We start from the raw sequence: 15200 nt of genomic DNA, 5'->3' as shown, positions 1-15200 counted from the left end.
CACTATGACGTGGGGGACACTTCTTGTTTTCCAGCTGCCATCTCAGCTTGCGCTTTTCGAAAGACCTTCTCGACATTATCCATCCATTCATCCGTCGTCATCTTCCCCGTCATGATCGGAGTCATCGTCTTCTTGAACAATTCTGTCTTCATATCGATATCCGAACCCTTCGGAAGCGCCTTCCAATCTTGCAGAATCGTCGTTGCGCCATCATACGCGCTGAACATTTCATATACGCCCGGCGATAAATAAGGTTTGGAAAGCTCTTTGGCATCCTTAAGCGCATATACCCCATTCGATTTCTCAGCAAATAGTTTAACGGAGGCATCGGTGTACAGAAATTTCAGGAATGTCTTGGCAAGCTCCGGATTTTTGGCCCTTGCTGGGATCGAAAATTGCTCGTAGCTTGTAAGAATATATCGTTGATCCCCTTTATTAAATACAGGAACGGGTATCATGCCGAATTCAAAGCCCGGTTCTCGAGGCGAATTCTTCATTTCATTCTCCATCCAGGTTGCATTGACAATAAATACAGCTTTCCCCAGCATCATATCGGTCTGTGACTGCGTATGGTTCAAGGCTACCGTACCGTTCATTAAATAACCTTTCGTACCAATCTTGGCGAATGTATCGAGCACCTTCTTTACCTCTTTTGTCTTGAAAGAACCCGGTTCATAGGCGAAAATGCGTTTAAGATGGTCCATGCCCCCCGCATTCGCAATGGATGGATACATGATTTCCTCCAGGTAATTGGGATAAATGCCTTGATAGGTGAATAAGGCCCTCTTCTTCTTGTTGCCATGCTCATCGACAACATCATTCTCTTCCTTCTTCAATTCCTTCTCCAATGCGAAGAATTCATCCCATGTTTCCGGCAGCTTCCACCCTTTTTCCCGAAACAAATTTTTATTGTAAATCAACCCCATCGGCCCGGCATTAAATGGCGCCATATAGATTCTTCCGTCTTGGTAAGGGGAAAATCTGGTGCTCTCCAACATGCCTGGAAGAACCATATCCTTCAGCAGCTGGTTCTTGTCCAATGCTTTGCTCTCAAAAACATCCGTAATGTCTAACAAAGCTTTTTCCTTCACTAAGGAGTCGATTAGCCCACTTTGCTCCGTATCCATAATCGCTAAAAAATCGGGCGGGTTACCCGCGACTAACTGTGGCCTGATGACATCGGCGATTCGAGGACTGATCGTCAAATTGACTTTCACGCCCGGATAAGCTTTCTCAAACATCGCGATAACTTCTTCCCAATATTCAGGACCATATCCGCCTTGAAATACGGCAATGCTTAATTCCTTATTATTAAAATCGGCTAAAGAATCGGTTGTGGGTGCTGGCCGGTCATGCATTGAAATGAAATATTTACTTAATCCAATCAACCCCATTATAAGAATCATGACTAATAATAAGCCAACCCTTTTCCGCATGAAGCCCACTCCTAATCCGTATCCAGCATATCTCTAACATTACTACTATAAACATCTATTCCGCAAACGTACATGGCGAATCAAGCTGGATCTATGTACAATTTTAGCTTTTCCCCCTCCTTCCTATCGCTCTTATAGATAATTTGTGCATCTCTATGGACGATCCTATCCACATCATGCAAATCTATTGAAATCGATTATTCGGATGCGTAATCTAATCTCCGAGAAGTCAAATACAGACAAAACATTAGGAGGGTTAACATGAAAAAAATTCTCGGTCTTGTACTTACGGCATCATTGACACTGGGTCTAGCGGGTTGTGGCGGTAGTACGGATAGTAACGCGAGCACAGCCTCGGGTGATTCAACGTCTTCGAGCGGCGAGACGCGTACTTTAAAATTCGCTGCTTTGGAAACCGCTTACGGTACGGATATATGGAAAGAAGTTGCCGCAGCATTTGAGAAGAACAACCCTGGCGTTAAGGTCGATATGACGATCGATAAGAATATCGAAGATTTGATTGGACCTGGCATGAAATCAGGCGATTTCCCGGATATTATTCATCTAGCGGTTGGCCAGCCTAAGGGGCTCACCGAAACCTTCATCAAAGATAATAACCTTACGGATCTTTCGGATGTCCTCTCCATGACGGTCCCAAATGAAAGCGTTACCGTGAAGGACAAGCTTATTCCAGGCTTTACGGACACAACGATTACGAACCCTTATGGCGATGGCAAGACTTTCCTGATGCCTATGTTCTATAGTCCTTGTGGTCTATTCTATAATGCAGGCTTATTTGAGCAAAAGGGATGGGAAGTTCCTAAAACGTGGGACGAAATGTGGGCTCTAGGCGACAAAGCGAAGGCTGAAGGCATTTCCTTATTCTCTTATCCGACAACGGGTTATTTCGATGCATTCTTCTATGCGCTGCTAAATGAAGCAGGCGGTCCGGAGTTCTTCACCAAAGCGATGAATTACACCGAAGGCGTATGGCAATCCCCTGAAGCGACCCAAGTGTTCGACACGATCGCTAAGCTTGCTACGTATACGGAGAAGACCGTACCGGCGAATGGCAACAAAGATAACTTTACGAAGAACCAACAGCTCATTCTTGATAATAAAGCACTCTTCATGCCTAACGGCACTTGGGTTGTCGGAGAAATGGGGAAAGCCCCTCGTGCTGACGGCTTCAAATGGGGATTCACTTCGCTGCCTGCTGTCAAAGATGGCGGTGACCGTTACTCCTACACCTTCTTTGAGCAAATTTGGGTTCCAGCCAAAGCGGAAAATGCCGATCTTGCTAAGCAATTTATCGCATACCTCTACTCGGACGAAGCTGCCGCGATTTTTGCCAAAGTCGGCGCTGTTCAACCAATCAAGGGGATGTCCGGCAAGCTGGATGGCGATAACAAGCTCTTCTACAGCATTTATGATAACGGTGCCAAAGCCGCAATGGGCGCGTTCGCTACAACGGATCCTGTCGAAGGCGTCAACATTTCCGATGCGGTGTTCGGTACCGTGGATTCCCTTGTTACTGGCGCTAAAACCGAGCAGCAATGGGTTGAAGCCATTACGAAAGCAAGCGACGCATTACGCCAGGCTTTGAAAAAATAATTACGCGCTGCTAGATAAGGTTCATCCCAAAAAATAATGGTGGGAAGCAAGGCTACCCACCATTATTTTTACCTTAGGAAGGAGTTAAGACAATGAAATACAACAAAGGAAAAGGAAGATTTATCTTCTTTTGTCTTACACCCGCTGTAATCCTGTTTGTCATCTTTCTAATTATCCCGACGATTGACGTGTTCCGTATGTCATTGTACAAGTGGGGTGGTTACACAGATGACAAAACCTTTGTGGGAATGCAAAATTTCACCAAACTTTTTCACAGCGATAAATTTTATCAAGCATTTCAAAACAGCATCCTGCTGATCGTCATCGTGTCCGTCGTGACATTCGCCTTCGCCCTTGTATTTGCGTCCATGCTGACACGCGAGAAGCTGAAGGGACAAAATATGTTCCGAATCGTGTTTTACATTCCGAACATTCTATCGGTTGTCGTGATTAGCGCCATCTTCTCGGCGATTTATGATCCGAACAGCGGACTGTTGAACGCATTCCTCAATCTATTCCGTGGAGCCGGATCAGAACCGACCCTCTGGCTTGGAAATCAGAAAATTGTTATTTTCAGTCTCGCAGGCGCGATGATCTGGCAAGCCATCGGTTATTACATGGTCATGTACATGGCAAGCATGGCTAACATCCCGGAAAGCTTATATGAATCGGCTGGGCTCGAGGGCGCAAGTCGGATGCATCAATTTTTCAATATCACGATTCCACTCATCTGGACGAATATCCGCACGACGCTAACCTTTTTCATCATCAGCACGATTAATATGAGCTTCTTGTTCGTAACGGCGATGACAGGTGGCGGTCCGGACGGCGCGACCGAGGTCATCCTGAGTTACATGTACAAGGAAGCCTATACGAATTCCTCGTATGGTTACGGCATGGCAATCGGTGTCGTGGTGTTCCTGTTCTCCTTTGCGCTTGCGGCAATCCTGAACGCAGTTACCAGACGAGAGCATCTGGAATATTAAGGAGGGGACAAAATGAAGACAGACAACCATACACGGAAGACGGGAGGCAAGTTCTATAAAGCCTTCATCTACTTGCTGCTGATTACACTTGCGATCCTCATTATCGTCCCGGTAGCTTGGGTATTCATTGCCTCGATTAAACAAGATGCTGAATTTTACGGCAATCCATGGACATTTCCAGAAGGGATCTATCTGACCAACTTTGCGGATGCATGGCAAAAAGCACAAATGGGCAGCTACATGCTCAACTCCGTTATCGTCACGGTAATCGCGCTTGGTCTGCTTCTCGTCATTGCCTTGCCGGCAGCCTATGTTCTATCAAGGTTCAAATTTAAAGGGAATGCTTTCTGGAACATGCTGTTCATGGCTGGATTGTTCATTAATGTGAACTATATTGTCGTACCGATCTTTCTCATGCTCAACAACGGAGATAAAGCGATGCGCAGCATCATCGGACATCCTTTTTTCCTGAATAATTTGTTTATGCTGGCGTTGGTGTACGCCGCGATGGCGCTGCCGTTCACCATCTACCTTCTGTCGGGATATTTCAAGTCGTTGCCTAAGGAATACGAAGAAGCGGCTTCGGTAGACGGTGCCGGCTATTTCCGAACGATGGTGCAAATCATTATGCCGATGGCTAAACCGAGCATTGTAACCGTAATCTTGTTCAATTTCCTTTCCTTCTGGAACGAATATATCATTTCCATGACGCTATTGACCAAGCCGGGACTGAGAACTCTGCCCGTCGGCCTCATGAATCTGATGGCAGCGCAAAAATCTGCTGTCCAGTATGGCCAGATGTATGCAGGCCTCGTACTTGTCATGCTGCCAACCCTTATTCTTTATATTCTCGTACAAAAGAAGCTTACCCAAGGCATGACCATGGGCGGGCTGAAAGGTTAAGGTGATATTATGAGCGATTCATTCATAAACTCGTTACGCAAAGTGTTCATGTTGATCATTTTTATTGCCGCAATCGCGTTCGTCGTCATCGGTCAGAAAAATATCGGCGCTTCCGGGCTTGGACTCATGCTCTTAGGACTCGCGATGTTGATTGGCCTACTGTGGATCTATAATCGCAAATACAAATAAAAAGGAAAGGATGGATAGCCATGGAAGGTATCCATCCTTTCCTTTTTTTCATTCCTATGGAACTTAAGTGAATGTTAAGGATTTCATAACCTACCTGTTAAGGGTTTTGGTGTATAATCCTATGTATAGCTAACGCTTAGTTCTTATATCATTCAAAGAGGTGTAAATACAGCATGTCCAGAGAAGCCATTCTTCTCGTTGATGATGAGAAAGAAATCATTAAACTGATCGAAATTTATCTAAAAAATGAAGGATACGTTCTATATAAAGCGGCGAACGGCCTGGAAGCCTTGGACGTCCTGCGCAGCAATCCAGTGGATCTGATCATTCTCGATGTCATGATGCCCAAAATGGACGGGATTGAGGCGTGCATGAAAATCCGCGAGGAGAACAATACCCCGATCATTATGCTATCGGCGAAAAGCCAGGATATCGACAAAATTTCTGGCCTCAGCATCGGTGCTGACGACTATGTCACCAAGCCGTTCAATCCGCTGGAGCTGGTCGCCCGGGTCAAATCCCAAATTCGCCGGTACAAGCTGTTAAACTACCGCAGCAAGCCCGCAGAAAATGAAATCATCATCGACGACTTGGTAATAAACACCGCCACGCATACCGTAACGGTAGATGATCAAGAGGTGAAGCTGACGCCCCGTGAGTTTGATATTTTGAAACTGCTCGCCTTTAATCAAGGAATCGTGCTCAGCATGGACAAAATTTATGAGGAAGTATGGAACGAGCCATTCATGGAATCGAAAAACACGGTCATGGTCCATATTCGCAAACTCCGTGAAAAAATCGAGAAGGATTCCCAGCACCCCGATTTCATAAAAACCGTCTGGGGCATCGGCTATAAAATGAAATCGACGAAGGAGGTGTAGCTGCCATGAAGACCAAGATATCCATCGGCATACGCTGGAAGTTCCTTGCAGTCATCGTCGCTTGTTTCGGACTTACGCTGCTGTTCGTCCTGCTCGGCAGGCTCCTCGTTACCTATTTGATTAATTATCCCCCTTATAACCGGCCCCTCATATGGGTGATCAACCATATCGGTTCCCAGCCCACGGCCGTGGTATTAGGCTTAAGCTTTTTTGTGCTTCTCTACGTATACGCCACTCGGCCGTTCGTACGGAATGCCAAGGAACTTGGCGCTGTTCTGGAGGATATGGCGAGCGGCAGGCTTCACGCTTCCACGGATGTAAAAACAACCGATGAACTTGGTACGATCGCTGAGAATATCAACAGCTTGTCCGAACAGATACACTCGTATCTTGAAGAAATCCATTACGGGTTAACCGAAATCGCCAAGGGACATTTCGATTATCAAATCCCGGTCAGGGAGAACCATGAGCTCGGCCGGATTGCGGACAACATCAACGCGATGAGCGAACAGCTCGACCGTTCCATTCAAGAAGAACGTAATGCCGAGAAGACGAAAAACGACTTGATTACAGGCGTTTCCCATGATCTGCGGACCCCCCTCACCACCATTCTTGGTTTCCTGGAGATCATCGATAAGGATCGTTATACCGATGAGGTGGAGTTACGCTATTACATGAATATCGCTTATGAAAAATCACTCACTCTTAAAAAGCTCGTCGACGATCTCTTCGAGTACACCCGTATCAACAACGGCATGCCCCTTCATCTGGAAGAGCTTGATGTGGGCGGGTTCTTCAAACAGCTGGCCGAAGAATTCGTTCCCAGCTTGGAGAAGGCGGGCATGACACTTCAAATTCACGCTCCGGAACAGCCTGTGACGATACGAGCCGATGGGGATCACTTGGTGCGTGCATATGAAAATCTAATTTCCAATGCGATTAAATACGGAACCAGCGGCAAGTATATCGACTTATATATTGTTCAGGAGAACGGGCACGTCAGCGCGCGCATCTGCAACTACGGAGAACCGATTCCGAAACAGGACCTTCCGTTTATATTCGATCGCTTCTACCGCGTCGAAAAATCCCGTTCCAAATCGACCGGCGGCACGGGGCTCGGACTGGCGATCACCAAGAGTATTATCGAGGTGCACGGAGGTCAAATCTCCGTAGAGAGCTCTACCAAACAAACGGTATTTGAAACCCGGTTTCCCGCTGCAGTCCCGTCGCCATTAAATTGAAACGTACCATCATTGAAGCATGCAATGAAAGCTCCAGCCACTAGGCGGGAGCTTTTTTGTGTTCACGCTTGCCGCTATCCGTCCGATTAAAAATTACCAAAACCCACTAAATACTTAAGTATTTGTTAAGCATTTGGGTAGTCGCCCGTTAAGATGTCTCCGGTACTCTTGGATACAGATAAAGACATCGGCATCGGACGAATCATCCCGATACGTTGAATGTCTATGAAGGAAGGAGTACGAATCTCGAATGTACACAAGGAGCTCAAGAAGGTCCAAGGCTTCACCCACTTATAAAAAAACGCTGCTCGTCCTATTGATCTTACTCATCTTCACGCTGGCAACGTATTTGCGGCTCGATTTCCTGGTCTCAGTGAACCACCATGTCTCACACGACACCAAAAACTACGACGTGATGGTCCGACAACTGCTGGAAAAAGGGATTTACGCTTATAAAGACACCGAGCCGAATGCTCAGGTTACCCCGGGATACCCTCTGTTCATGGCAGCGGTGTACAAACTGGTCGATTATCAGAACCATGACCCGTTCCCACACATCCGATATATCCAGTTCATCCTGAGTCTGGTCACGCTATGGCTGACGTACACGATCACGCGCAAGCTAGCCGGAACGAAGGCAGCCATCATCGTACTGCTGATCTGCAGCGTATATCCGCCTTTTGTCTGGAGCAACGGAGCCATTCTCACGGAGACGCTGGCTTGCTTCTTCCTAATGCTCTATATTCGCTTGCAATTGGCGGCCTTTGAGAACAAGACACGGACGCTCGCTCTCCTTAGCGGAAGCATCATGGGTCTGTTGGTACTGACCCGGCCAGAGTTTCTGATCTTAATTGTACCGGTGTACATATTTCATTTTCTCTGGAAAAAAGAACATCGTATCACGCTAAAGCTGCTGCTATTCACCTGCATCGGAACCGCCATTGTCCTCTCGCCATGGGTGATTCGTAATATCGTCTCCCTGCATGAGGTGGTTGTCGCTTCGACTCAGGTGAATCCTTTTGCGGCTGGCACCTACCCGGACAAAAACTACGAAGACGGCCTAGTGGACCGCCATGGCAAAACCCAGATGGAAGTCGCCAAAGAGCGGCTGAAAATCGGTTTTACGCAGCATACCTGGGAATTTGTGAAGTGGTACACCGTCGGAAAGCTCAAGTACATTTATTCCAATATGTACTTCGGCAGCGGCCACGGCCCGCTATACCGCGTGCTTCCGAGTCCGCTGGGCAGCCTGCTGCATGTGGCGCTTGTCTGGTTCTGCCCGATTGCCTTCATCGCAGCGTTACGAAGATGGAAGCAGCCTTTGACGCTGCTCATGCTGATCGTCGTCGTCATGACGGTCACCCGTCTGGCATTCGTGCCTGAGTACCGCTACAACTATACCGTTATGCCGCTGATTATCATGATGGATGCGGTGATCGCTGCGGCGATCCTCCGCTCCATATGGATGAAATTAACCCCATCATCAACCCGCTCACAGAAAGGAGACGTTTCTCATGTCGAACCAAGCTGAAACTCATAATCAATCTCTTAAGGTGCTCGTCATCGTACCTGCCTATAACGAAGCCGAGGGCATCGCACAGGTCATCGACCAGCTTCGCCGGGAAACGCCTTACGCAGACGTTCTTGTCATCAACGACGGGTCCAGCGACGCGACCAGCACAATTGCTAGGGCCGCCGGGGTCAACGTCATCGACCTCACCTGCAATTTGGGTATCGGCGGTGCCGTTCAGACCGGATACCGCTATGCAGCGGAGCATCATTACGATTATGCTGTGCAAATTGATGGCGACGGACAACATAGCCCGTCCGATCTGGGCCGGCTTCTGTTCGCCATGTTCGATACCAATGCCGACATGGTGATCGGCTCCCGGTTTATCACGAAGGAAGGCTTTCAGTCCACCTTTGCCCGCAAAATGGGGATCGGTATCCTGTCGACCCTCCTGACCCGATTGACCGGAAGGACTGTAACGGATCCTACTTCGGGCTACCGTCTGTGCGGAAGACGAGCCATCTCCCTCTTCGCCCGGGAGTACCCGACCGATTATCCCGAAGTGGAGGCACTGATGCTGCTCTATAACCGGGAGCTGTCCTTTGCCGAAATCCCGGTCGTCATGCATGAGCGCCAGGGCGGCGTGTCGAGCATATCGTCGCTTAAATCGGTGTACTACATGTCCAAGGTCATCCTGTCCGTCCTGCTCATGAAGACGATGAAAAGGAAAGCGTGGGAAAATCGCTATGAATCTTAATATTTACCTTATTAGTTTTTGCATCAGCCTGGCGTTCGCTGGCACGATTCTAGTATTAATTCGGAAGCGCAAACTGCGAGAGCAATATGCGCTTCTCTGGCTGCTGATGAGCACGGTCATGATGGTGCTGTCTCTATTCCCGTCCTTGCTCGACATCGTTGCGCAGTGGATTCATATCTATTATCCGCCATCCTTGCTGTATTTTCTCTGCGTGGTGGCCGTGCTGTTCATTCTGCTCCATCTGACGATGGCCGTCTCCTCCCTTACGCACCGGGTTATTATTCTGACCCAGACGCTGGGGCTTCAGGAGCAGCGGATCAAAGAGCTCGAGGCCCTGTCTGTTCAACCGGCGCAGGCTCCCTCTCACGTCCAGATGACAGAGGTGATTCGTTGACATGGCGTACTCGATGCTTATGCTCAATATCATTCTCCTTGTTGCGGGGCAGATCGCTTGGAAAATCGGCCTGCAGCAAGCTGGGGGCATCCACTTCGGAAATCTCTTTTCGGTCTTGTTCTCGCCATTGATCCTGCTCGGAATTGCGCTTTACGCCTTGGCCACGGGACTGTGGCTTGTCGTGCTGTCCCGTCTGCCTTTGAGTCTGGCCTATCCTTTACAAAGTCTGGCTTATGCGATCGGCATTTTTGCCGCCTGGTATGTCTTCGGCGAGAGCGTACCGCTGAACCGCTGGATCGGGGCCGCCGTCATCGTTCTGGGCGCGGCCATTATTGCCGCCAAATGACGTCCAACGCAAGATACGCTTAAGGCATCATAATATTTTTCACCCTATTACCATCTATAAAGGAGTTAATCACTTACATGAAATTGCAAAAAGCCATTCTGCTCACCGCCTCGATTTTGTTAGCCTCTTCTGGAGCACCTTCTGCATTCGCAGAAACCGCTCAGACGGAGTCTGCATCGCTGGCAGTTCCAAATGCAACCATCACCGTACTCTATCTTAACAGCAACCGGATCCAGAGTAACGGAACCATGCAAACCTTAAGCAGCTCTACGATCGTGAAGAAAGGCGTAACGTATGTAAGTCTCCGTTCTCTCGCCGGCTTCTTGAATTATAAGATCACCTACGATGCCACCACCAAAATCGTAAGCGCAGCCACAGACAGTATTGAGGCCCGGTACCGGGTACATACGAAGACATTCGATGTCAACGGAAGCCAGAAAACGATGAGCGGCGAGGCCTACGAAGACAAAGGCGTCCTGATGGTCCCGCTCACCTCGCTGACAGCCGCCTTTGCGATCCCTTATAAGCTCGACGGAGATCGAATCAACCTGTCCCCCGTTAGCCCGAATACGGACTCAGGTTCCAGTACCGATACGGAAATACCGCCGAACGAACCTCCAACAGCTTATTTTCGAACAGATAAGGAACAGTATCGGATCGGTGAACCAGTAGCGATCTATGACGAGAGTACCGATGACGAGAACGCGATTACTAGCCGGGAATGGGTGAACAACGAACCTGTCTTTTTCGAAGCCGGCATAGTCGAAATCAAGCTCACGGTGAAAGACAAGCACGGGCTGTCCTCGACCTATACCAAGCAGATTGAGGTGACATCCGAGGTATTGTACAGCAGGGAAGAATACGGTAAGCGCATCGCTCCACCAGGCAGTTCGATCGCTATTAATGAGATGGTGTTATCTTTTGATGCACTGCCGTATACTTACACGACCGAGCCCTATATTTTATTCCGCACCAGCGGACCTGAATCCGTCAATCAGGAAGGCATTCTGTATCGGGACACCATTTCCGGACCGACCCGCCTGATGGCTCATCACAAAAACAGCTTGAATACCAAGGCGCGATTTTACTTGATTGCCACCAATCGGAATGACACGGCCGTCTCGATCCAGATTGAAAGTGCAGGCTTAGCAGGTCCGTCTCCACATCCTGAAGTGACTGGACGGATGGCTGGCGCAAGGTATTTGCAGTCTACCCTAACCGGTAATGAACGGTCGAACCAACAAATTGAACCAGGTCAGAGCGTGGCGATCTTCCCTCAACTGGGAGCTGCTGTTGCTGCTCCTGGAGATATTATATCGATGAACGCCGATCTGACGAGCGATGGGCCGATCGAATACACCATGTTGATGGTCCGGGCGGATCAAGACCCCATCGCGGCTATGCCCTCCCTGCCTAATTTGAACCCGAACGAGGCGATCGTCCGCGGAACGTTTGCAGATTCAACCCGAGTGTTCACCTATGATGGGATCATTGGACAAAAGCCGGAACGTCTGCCGCTCACCGATAACGCAAGAGATCGTTTTCAGGAGGGGATGGACGGGATCCTTAACACCGTTGCTATTAATTCAGGCAATTACGGCGTGCTCTACAAAATCACTTTGAATCACGTCTCGCCAAATACGCTGATCGCCTTTAACCCTCGAGGCGGAAGATACTTTGGTTCAGCAAGGGTCAACCAGCAAGTCGTCGATATTAAGTCTAGCGGATCCCAGCAAAGTGCCACGGTGTTGTACCGTACCAAAGACCAGGAGGAGAAAGTCGAAATCTGGCTATCCCCTGCCTCCGGCAGCAATTTGCCGTTTGCCCTATTTTTTATGCCCATCTCTGAGAAATAAAAAGAGCCCGTCAGAGCGATATGCTTTGACGGGCTTTTCCGGCATGACTGTATTAGATGAATCTATCTCTCACCGCTTCGCCTAATTTTCTATTAATATTGTGCCATGCACCATTCTTTCGTTTCTGGGTCGGCAAAGGATGCTTCTACACTATTTACATAAATCTGCCGGTAATCTTCTTCGCTTAGAATAAATTCTTTGTCAACGAATTGAATTTCTTTTGCCATTGTAGTATCTGATACTGTTCTGTTATCCGTATTTATTGTCACTTTAATTCCATCTTTATGAAACTGATAAATCGGATGTTCAGAATAATGTTGAACAGCTTTCGTTTGGACATTACTTGTTGGACACATTTCAAGCACTACCTGTCTTTCTTTCACGATCTTATAAGCCTCAGCGCATTCTTTAATAAATACGCCGTGTCCTATTCTTTCAGCACCCAACAGTTCAACAGCTTCTAGAACATTTTTACCAATTCCCGTTTCACCGGCATGAATCGTGACCCTGTAGCCATATTGTTTGGCTAATGCGATTGGATCTATGAATCTTTCACAAAAACCTTCTTCTTCTGATGCACATAGGTCAATTGCTACTACACCTTTTCCAAGGAACTTTTTACCCTTTTCAACCACCTCAAATGCGCTTTCTACGGACATCGTCCTCATGCAAGACAGGATGATATTTCCCTTTATTTCGTAACAGCGTTCAGCTTCCCTCATCCCCTCTATAACCGATTGAATAACTTCTTCTACATCAAGACCTTTTAATGTGTGAAGTAACGGGGCAAATCTGACTTCTAAATATTTCACATTTTCCCTTGTTGCATCCTCAAATAGCTCAAAAGTAATTCTTCTTAAGTTCTCCTTGGACTGCATGACCAAATTAGGAAGAGAAAATCTTTTTAAATACTCATCAAGGGATTCACATTCTAACGGAGCAATCAGTTCCTTTTGCAGTTCATCCTTATCAAAAGTGGGTAACGGAATACCATCCTTCTGAGCAATATCGATAATCGTTTCGCCCCTAAGGCTGCCATCCAAATGACAGTGAAGTTCAATTTTTGGCAATGCTAAAAAGTTCATTTTTGACCTCCTGAAAATATGTTTTTACAAAAAAAACCAGAAAAAAATTCCTGACTACGGAGAAAATACAAAGCTTGTACTTTCTTCGTAATCAGGAATTTCGGTTCCTGGTAGAGACCTCCAAACCATATTATTGGAGTTATACGACATTCTATTGAATTCATAATTTTTTAAAAAGGATAATAAAAAAAGTTTAGATTGTCAATATGGCGCCTGACTCCAGATATAGGAAACCCTTACATTCACAGTACCCGTTCAGGTGTATTACGGTGGTTTTTATACCAACTCCGCATCAAATTACCATAAAAGGTCACCGCTGGACCGTACTGTTCCGCCGCTGTAGCTCTTAAACTAGAGATGGCTGCCTTCTGGCCGCCATATTAGTCAAAGAAAGTTGCAGTGAAAGGAAGGTTGTTCAGATGCGTAAAGAAATGCATGCCGATATCATCATTGTCGGAGGCGGAACCGGCGGTACGGCCGCGGCGCTCGCGGCGGCCAAATCCGGAAAAAGAGTGATTATGACGGAAGAGACCGAATGGATCGGTGGTCAGCTGACCAGCCAAGCGGTGCCACCCGATGAGCACCCATGGATCGAATCGTTCGGCTGCACGGCAAGCTATCGAGCGTTCCGGGATGGCGTGCGCCAATACTACAGAACCTTTTTTCCTTTAAAGGATAACGGGCGAGGCACTGTTCCGCTGAACCCCGGCGGCGGCATCGTCAGCAGACTTTGCCATGAGCCACGCGCAGCGCTGGCCGTGCTGGAGCGAATGCTGGCGCCCTACATCCACAGCGGACGTTTGATGATTTTGTACCGGCATAAACTGCTGCGGGCCGAAACGTCCGGTGACCGGATCGTGAGCGTCACCATGCAATGCAGCGTCACCGGTGATTTGACTGAGCTCATCGCGCCTTTTTACCTGGATGCCACGGAATGCGGCGACCTTCTTCCCGCAGCAGGCATCGAATACATAACAGGAGCAGAGTCCCAAAGCCAGACAGGTGAGCCGCATGCCGTGGTAGGGGAGGCACAGCCAATGGATATGCAGGGCTTTACCTGGTGTTATGCGCTGGATTATGCACAAGGTGAAGATCACACAATCGACAAACCGGAGCAGTATTCCTTTTGGCGCGACTACAAGCCGGCGTTTTGGCCAGATCATCTGCTCAGCCTGACCGGTGTCAAACCGTCAACGATGGAGCCTGTCTCCTACGAGCTGTTTCCCGGCTTCGGGAAGTTTTCGCTATACGAATACCGCCAAATTTTGAATCCCTCCCTGTTCCGGGATGGACTGTTCGACAGCCCTGTCACGCTCGTGAACTGGCCGCAGAACGATTACTGGCTCGGACCGGTCATCGACGTAAGCGAAGAAGAACGAAATCGCCATCTGTATGGAGCACAGCAGTTGAGCCTCTCCCTGCTCTATTGGCTTCAGACGGAGGCTCCCCGTCGGGACGGGGGACAGGGCTATCCCGGCCTTCGCCTTCGCCCAGATGTCGTCGGCACAAGAGACGGACTGGCAATGTATCCGTATATCCGCGAATCCAGACGGATTCAAGCGGAATTTACGGTGCTTGAGCAGCATGTAGCCACCGACTGCCGTCCAGACGGACGAGCGGAGACGTTCCACGATTCGGTGGGCATCGGCTGCTACCGCATCGATCTGCATCCGAGCACCGGCGGCCAGCCTTACATCGACATCTCCTCCGTGCCCTTCCAAATTCCGCTCGGCAGCCTTGTCCCGAAACGGATCACGAATATGCTGGCCGCCTGCAAAAATATCGGGGTCACCCATATTACGAACGGCTGCTACCGTCTCCATCCCGTGGAGTGGAACATCGGAGAAGCCGCGGGATACTGTGCGAGCTACTGTCTCGACCGCGGGCTTATTCCTTCCGCCGTGCGGAACAACAAGACCGAGCTGGTCGATTTTCAGCGGCGGCTCAGCCAAGCGGGCATCGAGCTCACGTGGCCGTCCATTCACTCGGTTTGAATAGCTGT

General features: G+C 48.5%; 14 protein-coding genes and 1 riboswitch. Of the genes, 12 read left to right on the top strand and 2 right to left on the bottom strand.

All coding sequences use genetic code 11. The features are described from left to right. Positions 1–2 precede the first annotated feature (2 nt). A complete protein-coding gene (locus GCU39_RS01970; protein WP_152391964.1) occupies positions 3–1436 on the bottom strand; it encodes a carbohydrate ABC transporter substrate-binding protein in 1434 nt (477 codons plus the stop codon). A 261-nt stretch (positions 1437–1697) separates the two neighbouring features. Between GCU39_RS01970 and GCU39_RS01965 the strand changes: the two genes are divergently transcribed. The 11 genes from GCU39_RS01965 (at position 1698) to GCU39_RS01915 (ending at position 12113) form a co-directional block, all read left to right on the top strand. After that, positions 1698–3050, top strand: a complete 1353-nt coding sequence (locus GCU39_RS01965) for a carbohydrate ABC transporter substrate-binding protein (RefSeq protein ID WP_152391963.1) — start codon at positions 1698–1700, stop codon at positions 3048–3050. 92 nt (positions 3051–3142) lie between these two features. Then, positions 3143–4036, top strand: a complete 894-nt coding sequence (locus GCU39_RS01960) for a carbohydrate ABC transporter permease (RefSeq protein WP_152391962.1) — start codon at positions 3143–3145, stop codon at positions 4034–4036. Positions 4037–4048: 12 nt separating this feature from the next. Next, a complete protein-coding gene (locus tag GCU39_RS01955; RefSeq protein WP_152391961.1) occupies positions 4049–4939 on the top strand; it encodes a carbohydrate ABC transporter permease in 891 nt (296 codons plus the stop codon). Positions 4940–4948: 9 nt separating this feature from the next. Then, a complete protein-coding gene (locus GCU39_RS01950; protein WP_152391960.1) occupies positions 4949–5128 on the top strand; it encodes a DUF6903 family protein in 180 nt (59 codons plus the stop codon). A 173-nt stretch (positions 5129–5301) separates the two neighbouring features. Beyond that, positions 5302–6009 carry a response regulator transcription factor gene (locus tag GCU39_RS01945; protein ID WP_152391959.1) on the top strand — a complete coding sequence of 236 codons (708 nt, stop codon included), beginning with the start codon at positions 5302–5304 and terminating at the stop codon, positions 6007–6009. Positions 6010–6014: 5 nt separating this feature from the next. Continuing rightward, the gene (locus GCU39_RS01940; protein WP_152391958.1) at positions 6015–7250 is read left to right on the top strand and encodes a sensor histidine kinase; all 1236 of its coding nucleotides are present in this window, start codon (positions 6015–6017) and stop codon (positions 7248–7250) included. A 250-nt stretch (positions 7251–7500) separates the two neighbouring features. Then, on the top strand, positions 7501–8781 hold the full coding sequence (locus GCU39_RS01935; protein WP_152391957.1) for an ArnT family glycosyltransferase: 1281 nt from the start codon (positions 7501–7503) through the stop codon (positions 8779–8781). After that, on the top strand, positions 8765–9517 hold the full coding sequence (locus GCU39_RS01930; RefSeq protein ID WP_152391956.1) for a glycosyltransferase family 2 protein: 753 nt from the start codon (positions 8765–8767) through the stop codon (positions 9515–9517). Before GCU39_RS01935 ends, GCU39_RS01930 begins: the two co-directional genes overlap by 17 nt. Further along, positions 9507–9911, top strand: a complete 405-nt coding sequence (locus tag GCU39_RS01925) for a DUF2304 domain-containing protein (protein ID WP_152391955.1) — start codon at positions 9507–9509, stop codon at positions 9909–9911. Before GCU39_RS01930 ends, GCU39_RS01925 begins: the two co-directional genes overlap by 11 nt. 19 nt (positions 9912–9930) lie before the next feature. Continuing rightward, positions 9931–10257, top strand: coding sequence for an EamA family transporter (locus tag GCU39_RS01920; protein WP_321575618.1), 327 nt, complete (start codon positions 9931–9933; stop codon positions 10255–10257). A 77-nt stretch (positions 10258–10334) separates the two neighbouring features. Further along, positions 10335–12113 (top strand): stalk domain-containing protein, encoded by a 1779-nt coding sequence (locus tag GCU39_RS01915; RefSeq protein WP_152391953.1) that lies wholly within the window; start codon positions 10335–10337, stop codon positions 12111–12113. A 92-nt stretch (positions 12114–12205) separates the two neighbouring features. Here the strand turns inward: GCU39_RS01915 and add are convergent, their stop codons facing one another. Then, positions 12206–13198: an adenosine deaminase gene (gene add / locus GCU39_RS01910; protein ID WP_152391952.1), complete on the bottom strand. Its 993-nt coding sequence runs from the start codon at positions 13196–13198 to the stop codon at positions 12206–12208. A 68-nt stretch (positions 13199–13266) separates the two neighbouring features. Next, a riboswitch (purine riboswitch) is annotated at positions 13267–13365 on the bottom strand. 252 nt (positions 13366–13617) lie between these two features. On the opposite strand from add, the gene GCU39_RS01905 reads away from it, so the two are divergent. Next, entirely contained in the window at positions 13618–15192 is a 1575-nt protein-coding gene (locus GCU39_RS01905; protein ID WP_152391951.1) for an FAD-dependent oxidoreductase, read from the top strand. The last annotated feature ends 8 nt before the right edge of the window (positions 15193–15200 follow it).

Source organism: Paenibacillus guangzhouensis (assembly GCF_009363075.1).
Classification (GTDB): Bacteria; Bacillota; Bacilli; order Paenibacillales; family Paenibacillaceae; genus Paenibacillus_K; species Paenibacillus_K guangzhouensis.
Note: the sequence above shows the minus strand (reverse complement) of the source record. Positions and strands in the feature narration are given on the sequence as shown.

Coding starts and splice junctions, on each gene's coding strand:
- GCU39_RS01930 (WP_152391956.1), top strand. CDS start 8,765: ATGTCGAACCAAGCTGAAACTCATAATCAATCTCTTAAGGTGCTCGTC.
- GCU39_RS01955 (WP_152391961.1), top strand. CDS start 4,049: ATGAAGACAGACAACCATACACGGAAGACGGGAGGCAAGTTCTATAAA.
- GCU39_RS01925 (WP_152391955.1), top strand. CDS start 9,507: ATGAATCTTAATATTTACCTTATTAGTTTTTGCATCAGCCTGGCGTTC.
- GCU39_RS01915 (WP_152391953.1), top strand. CDS start 10,335: ATGAAATTGCAAAAAGCCATTCTGCTCACCGCCTCGATTTTGTTAGCC.
- GCU39_RS01960 (WP_152391962.1), top strand. CDS start 3,143: ATGAAATACAACAAAGGAAAAGGAAGATTTATCTTCTTTTGTCTTACA.
- GCU39_RS01935 (WP_152391957.1), top strand. CDS start 7,501: ATGTACACAAGGAGCTCAAGAAGGTCCAAGGCTTCACCCACTTATAAA.
- add (WP_152391952.1), bottom strand. CDS start 13,198: ATGAACTTTTTAGCATTGCCAAAAATTGAACTTCACTGTCATTTGGAT.
- GCU39_RS01970 (WP_152391964.1), bottom strand. CDS start 1,436: ATGCGGAAAAGGGTTGGCTTATTATTAGTCATGATTCTTATAATGGGG.
- GCU39_RS01905 (WP_152391951.1), top strand. CDS start 13,618: ATGCGTAAAGAAATGCATGCCGATATCATCATTGTCGGAGGCGGAACC.
- GCU39_RS01945 (WP_152391959.1), top strand. CDS start 5,302: ATGTCCAGAGAAGCCATTCTTCTCGTTGATGATGAGAAAGAAATCATT.
- GCU39_RS01950 (WP_152391960.1), top strand. CDS start 4,949: ATGAGCGATTCATTCATAAACTCGTTACGCAAAGTGTTCATGTTGATC.
- GCU39_RS01965 (WP_152391963.1), top strand. CDS start 1,698: ATGAAAAAAATTCTCGGTCTTGTACTTACGGCATCATTGACACTGGGT.
- GCU39_RS01940 (WP_152391958.1), top strand. CDS start 6,015: ATGAAGACCAAGATATCCATCGGCATACGCTGGAAGTTCCTTGCAGTC.
- GCU39_RS01920 (WP_321575618.1), top strand. CDS start 9,931: ATGCTCAATATCATTCTCCTTGTTGCGGGGCAGATCGCTTGGAAAATC.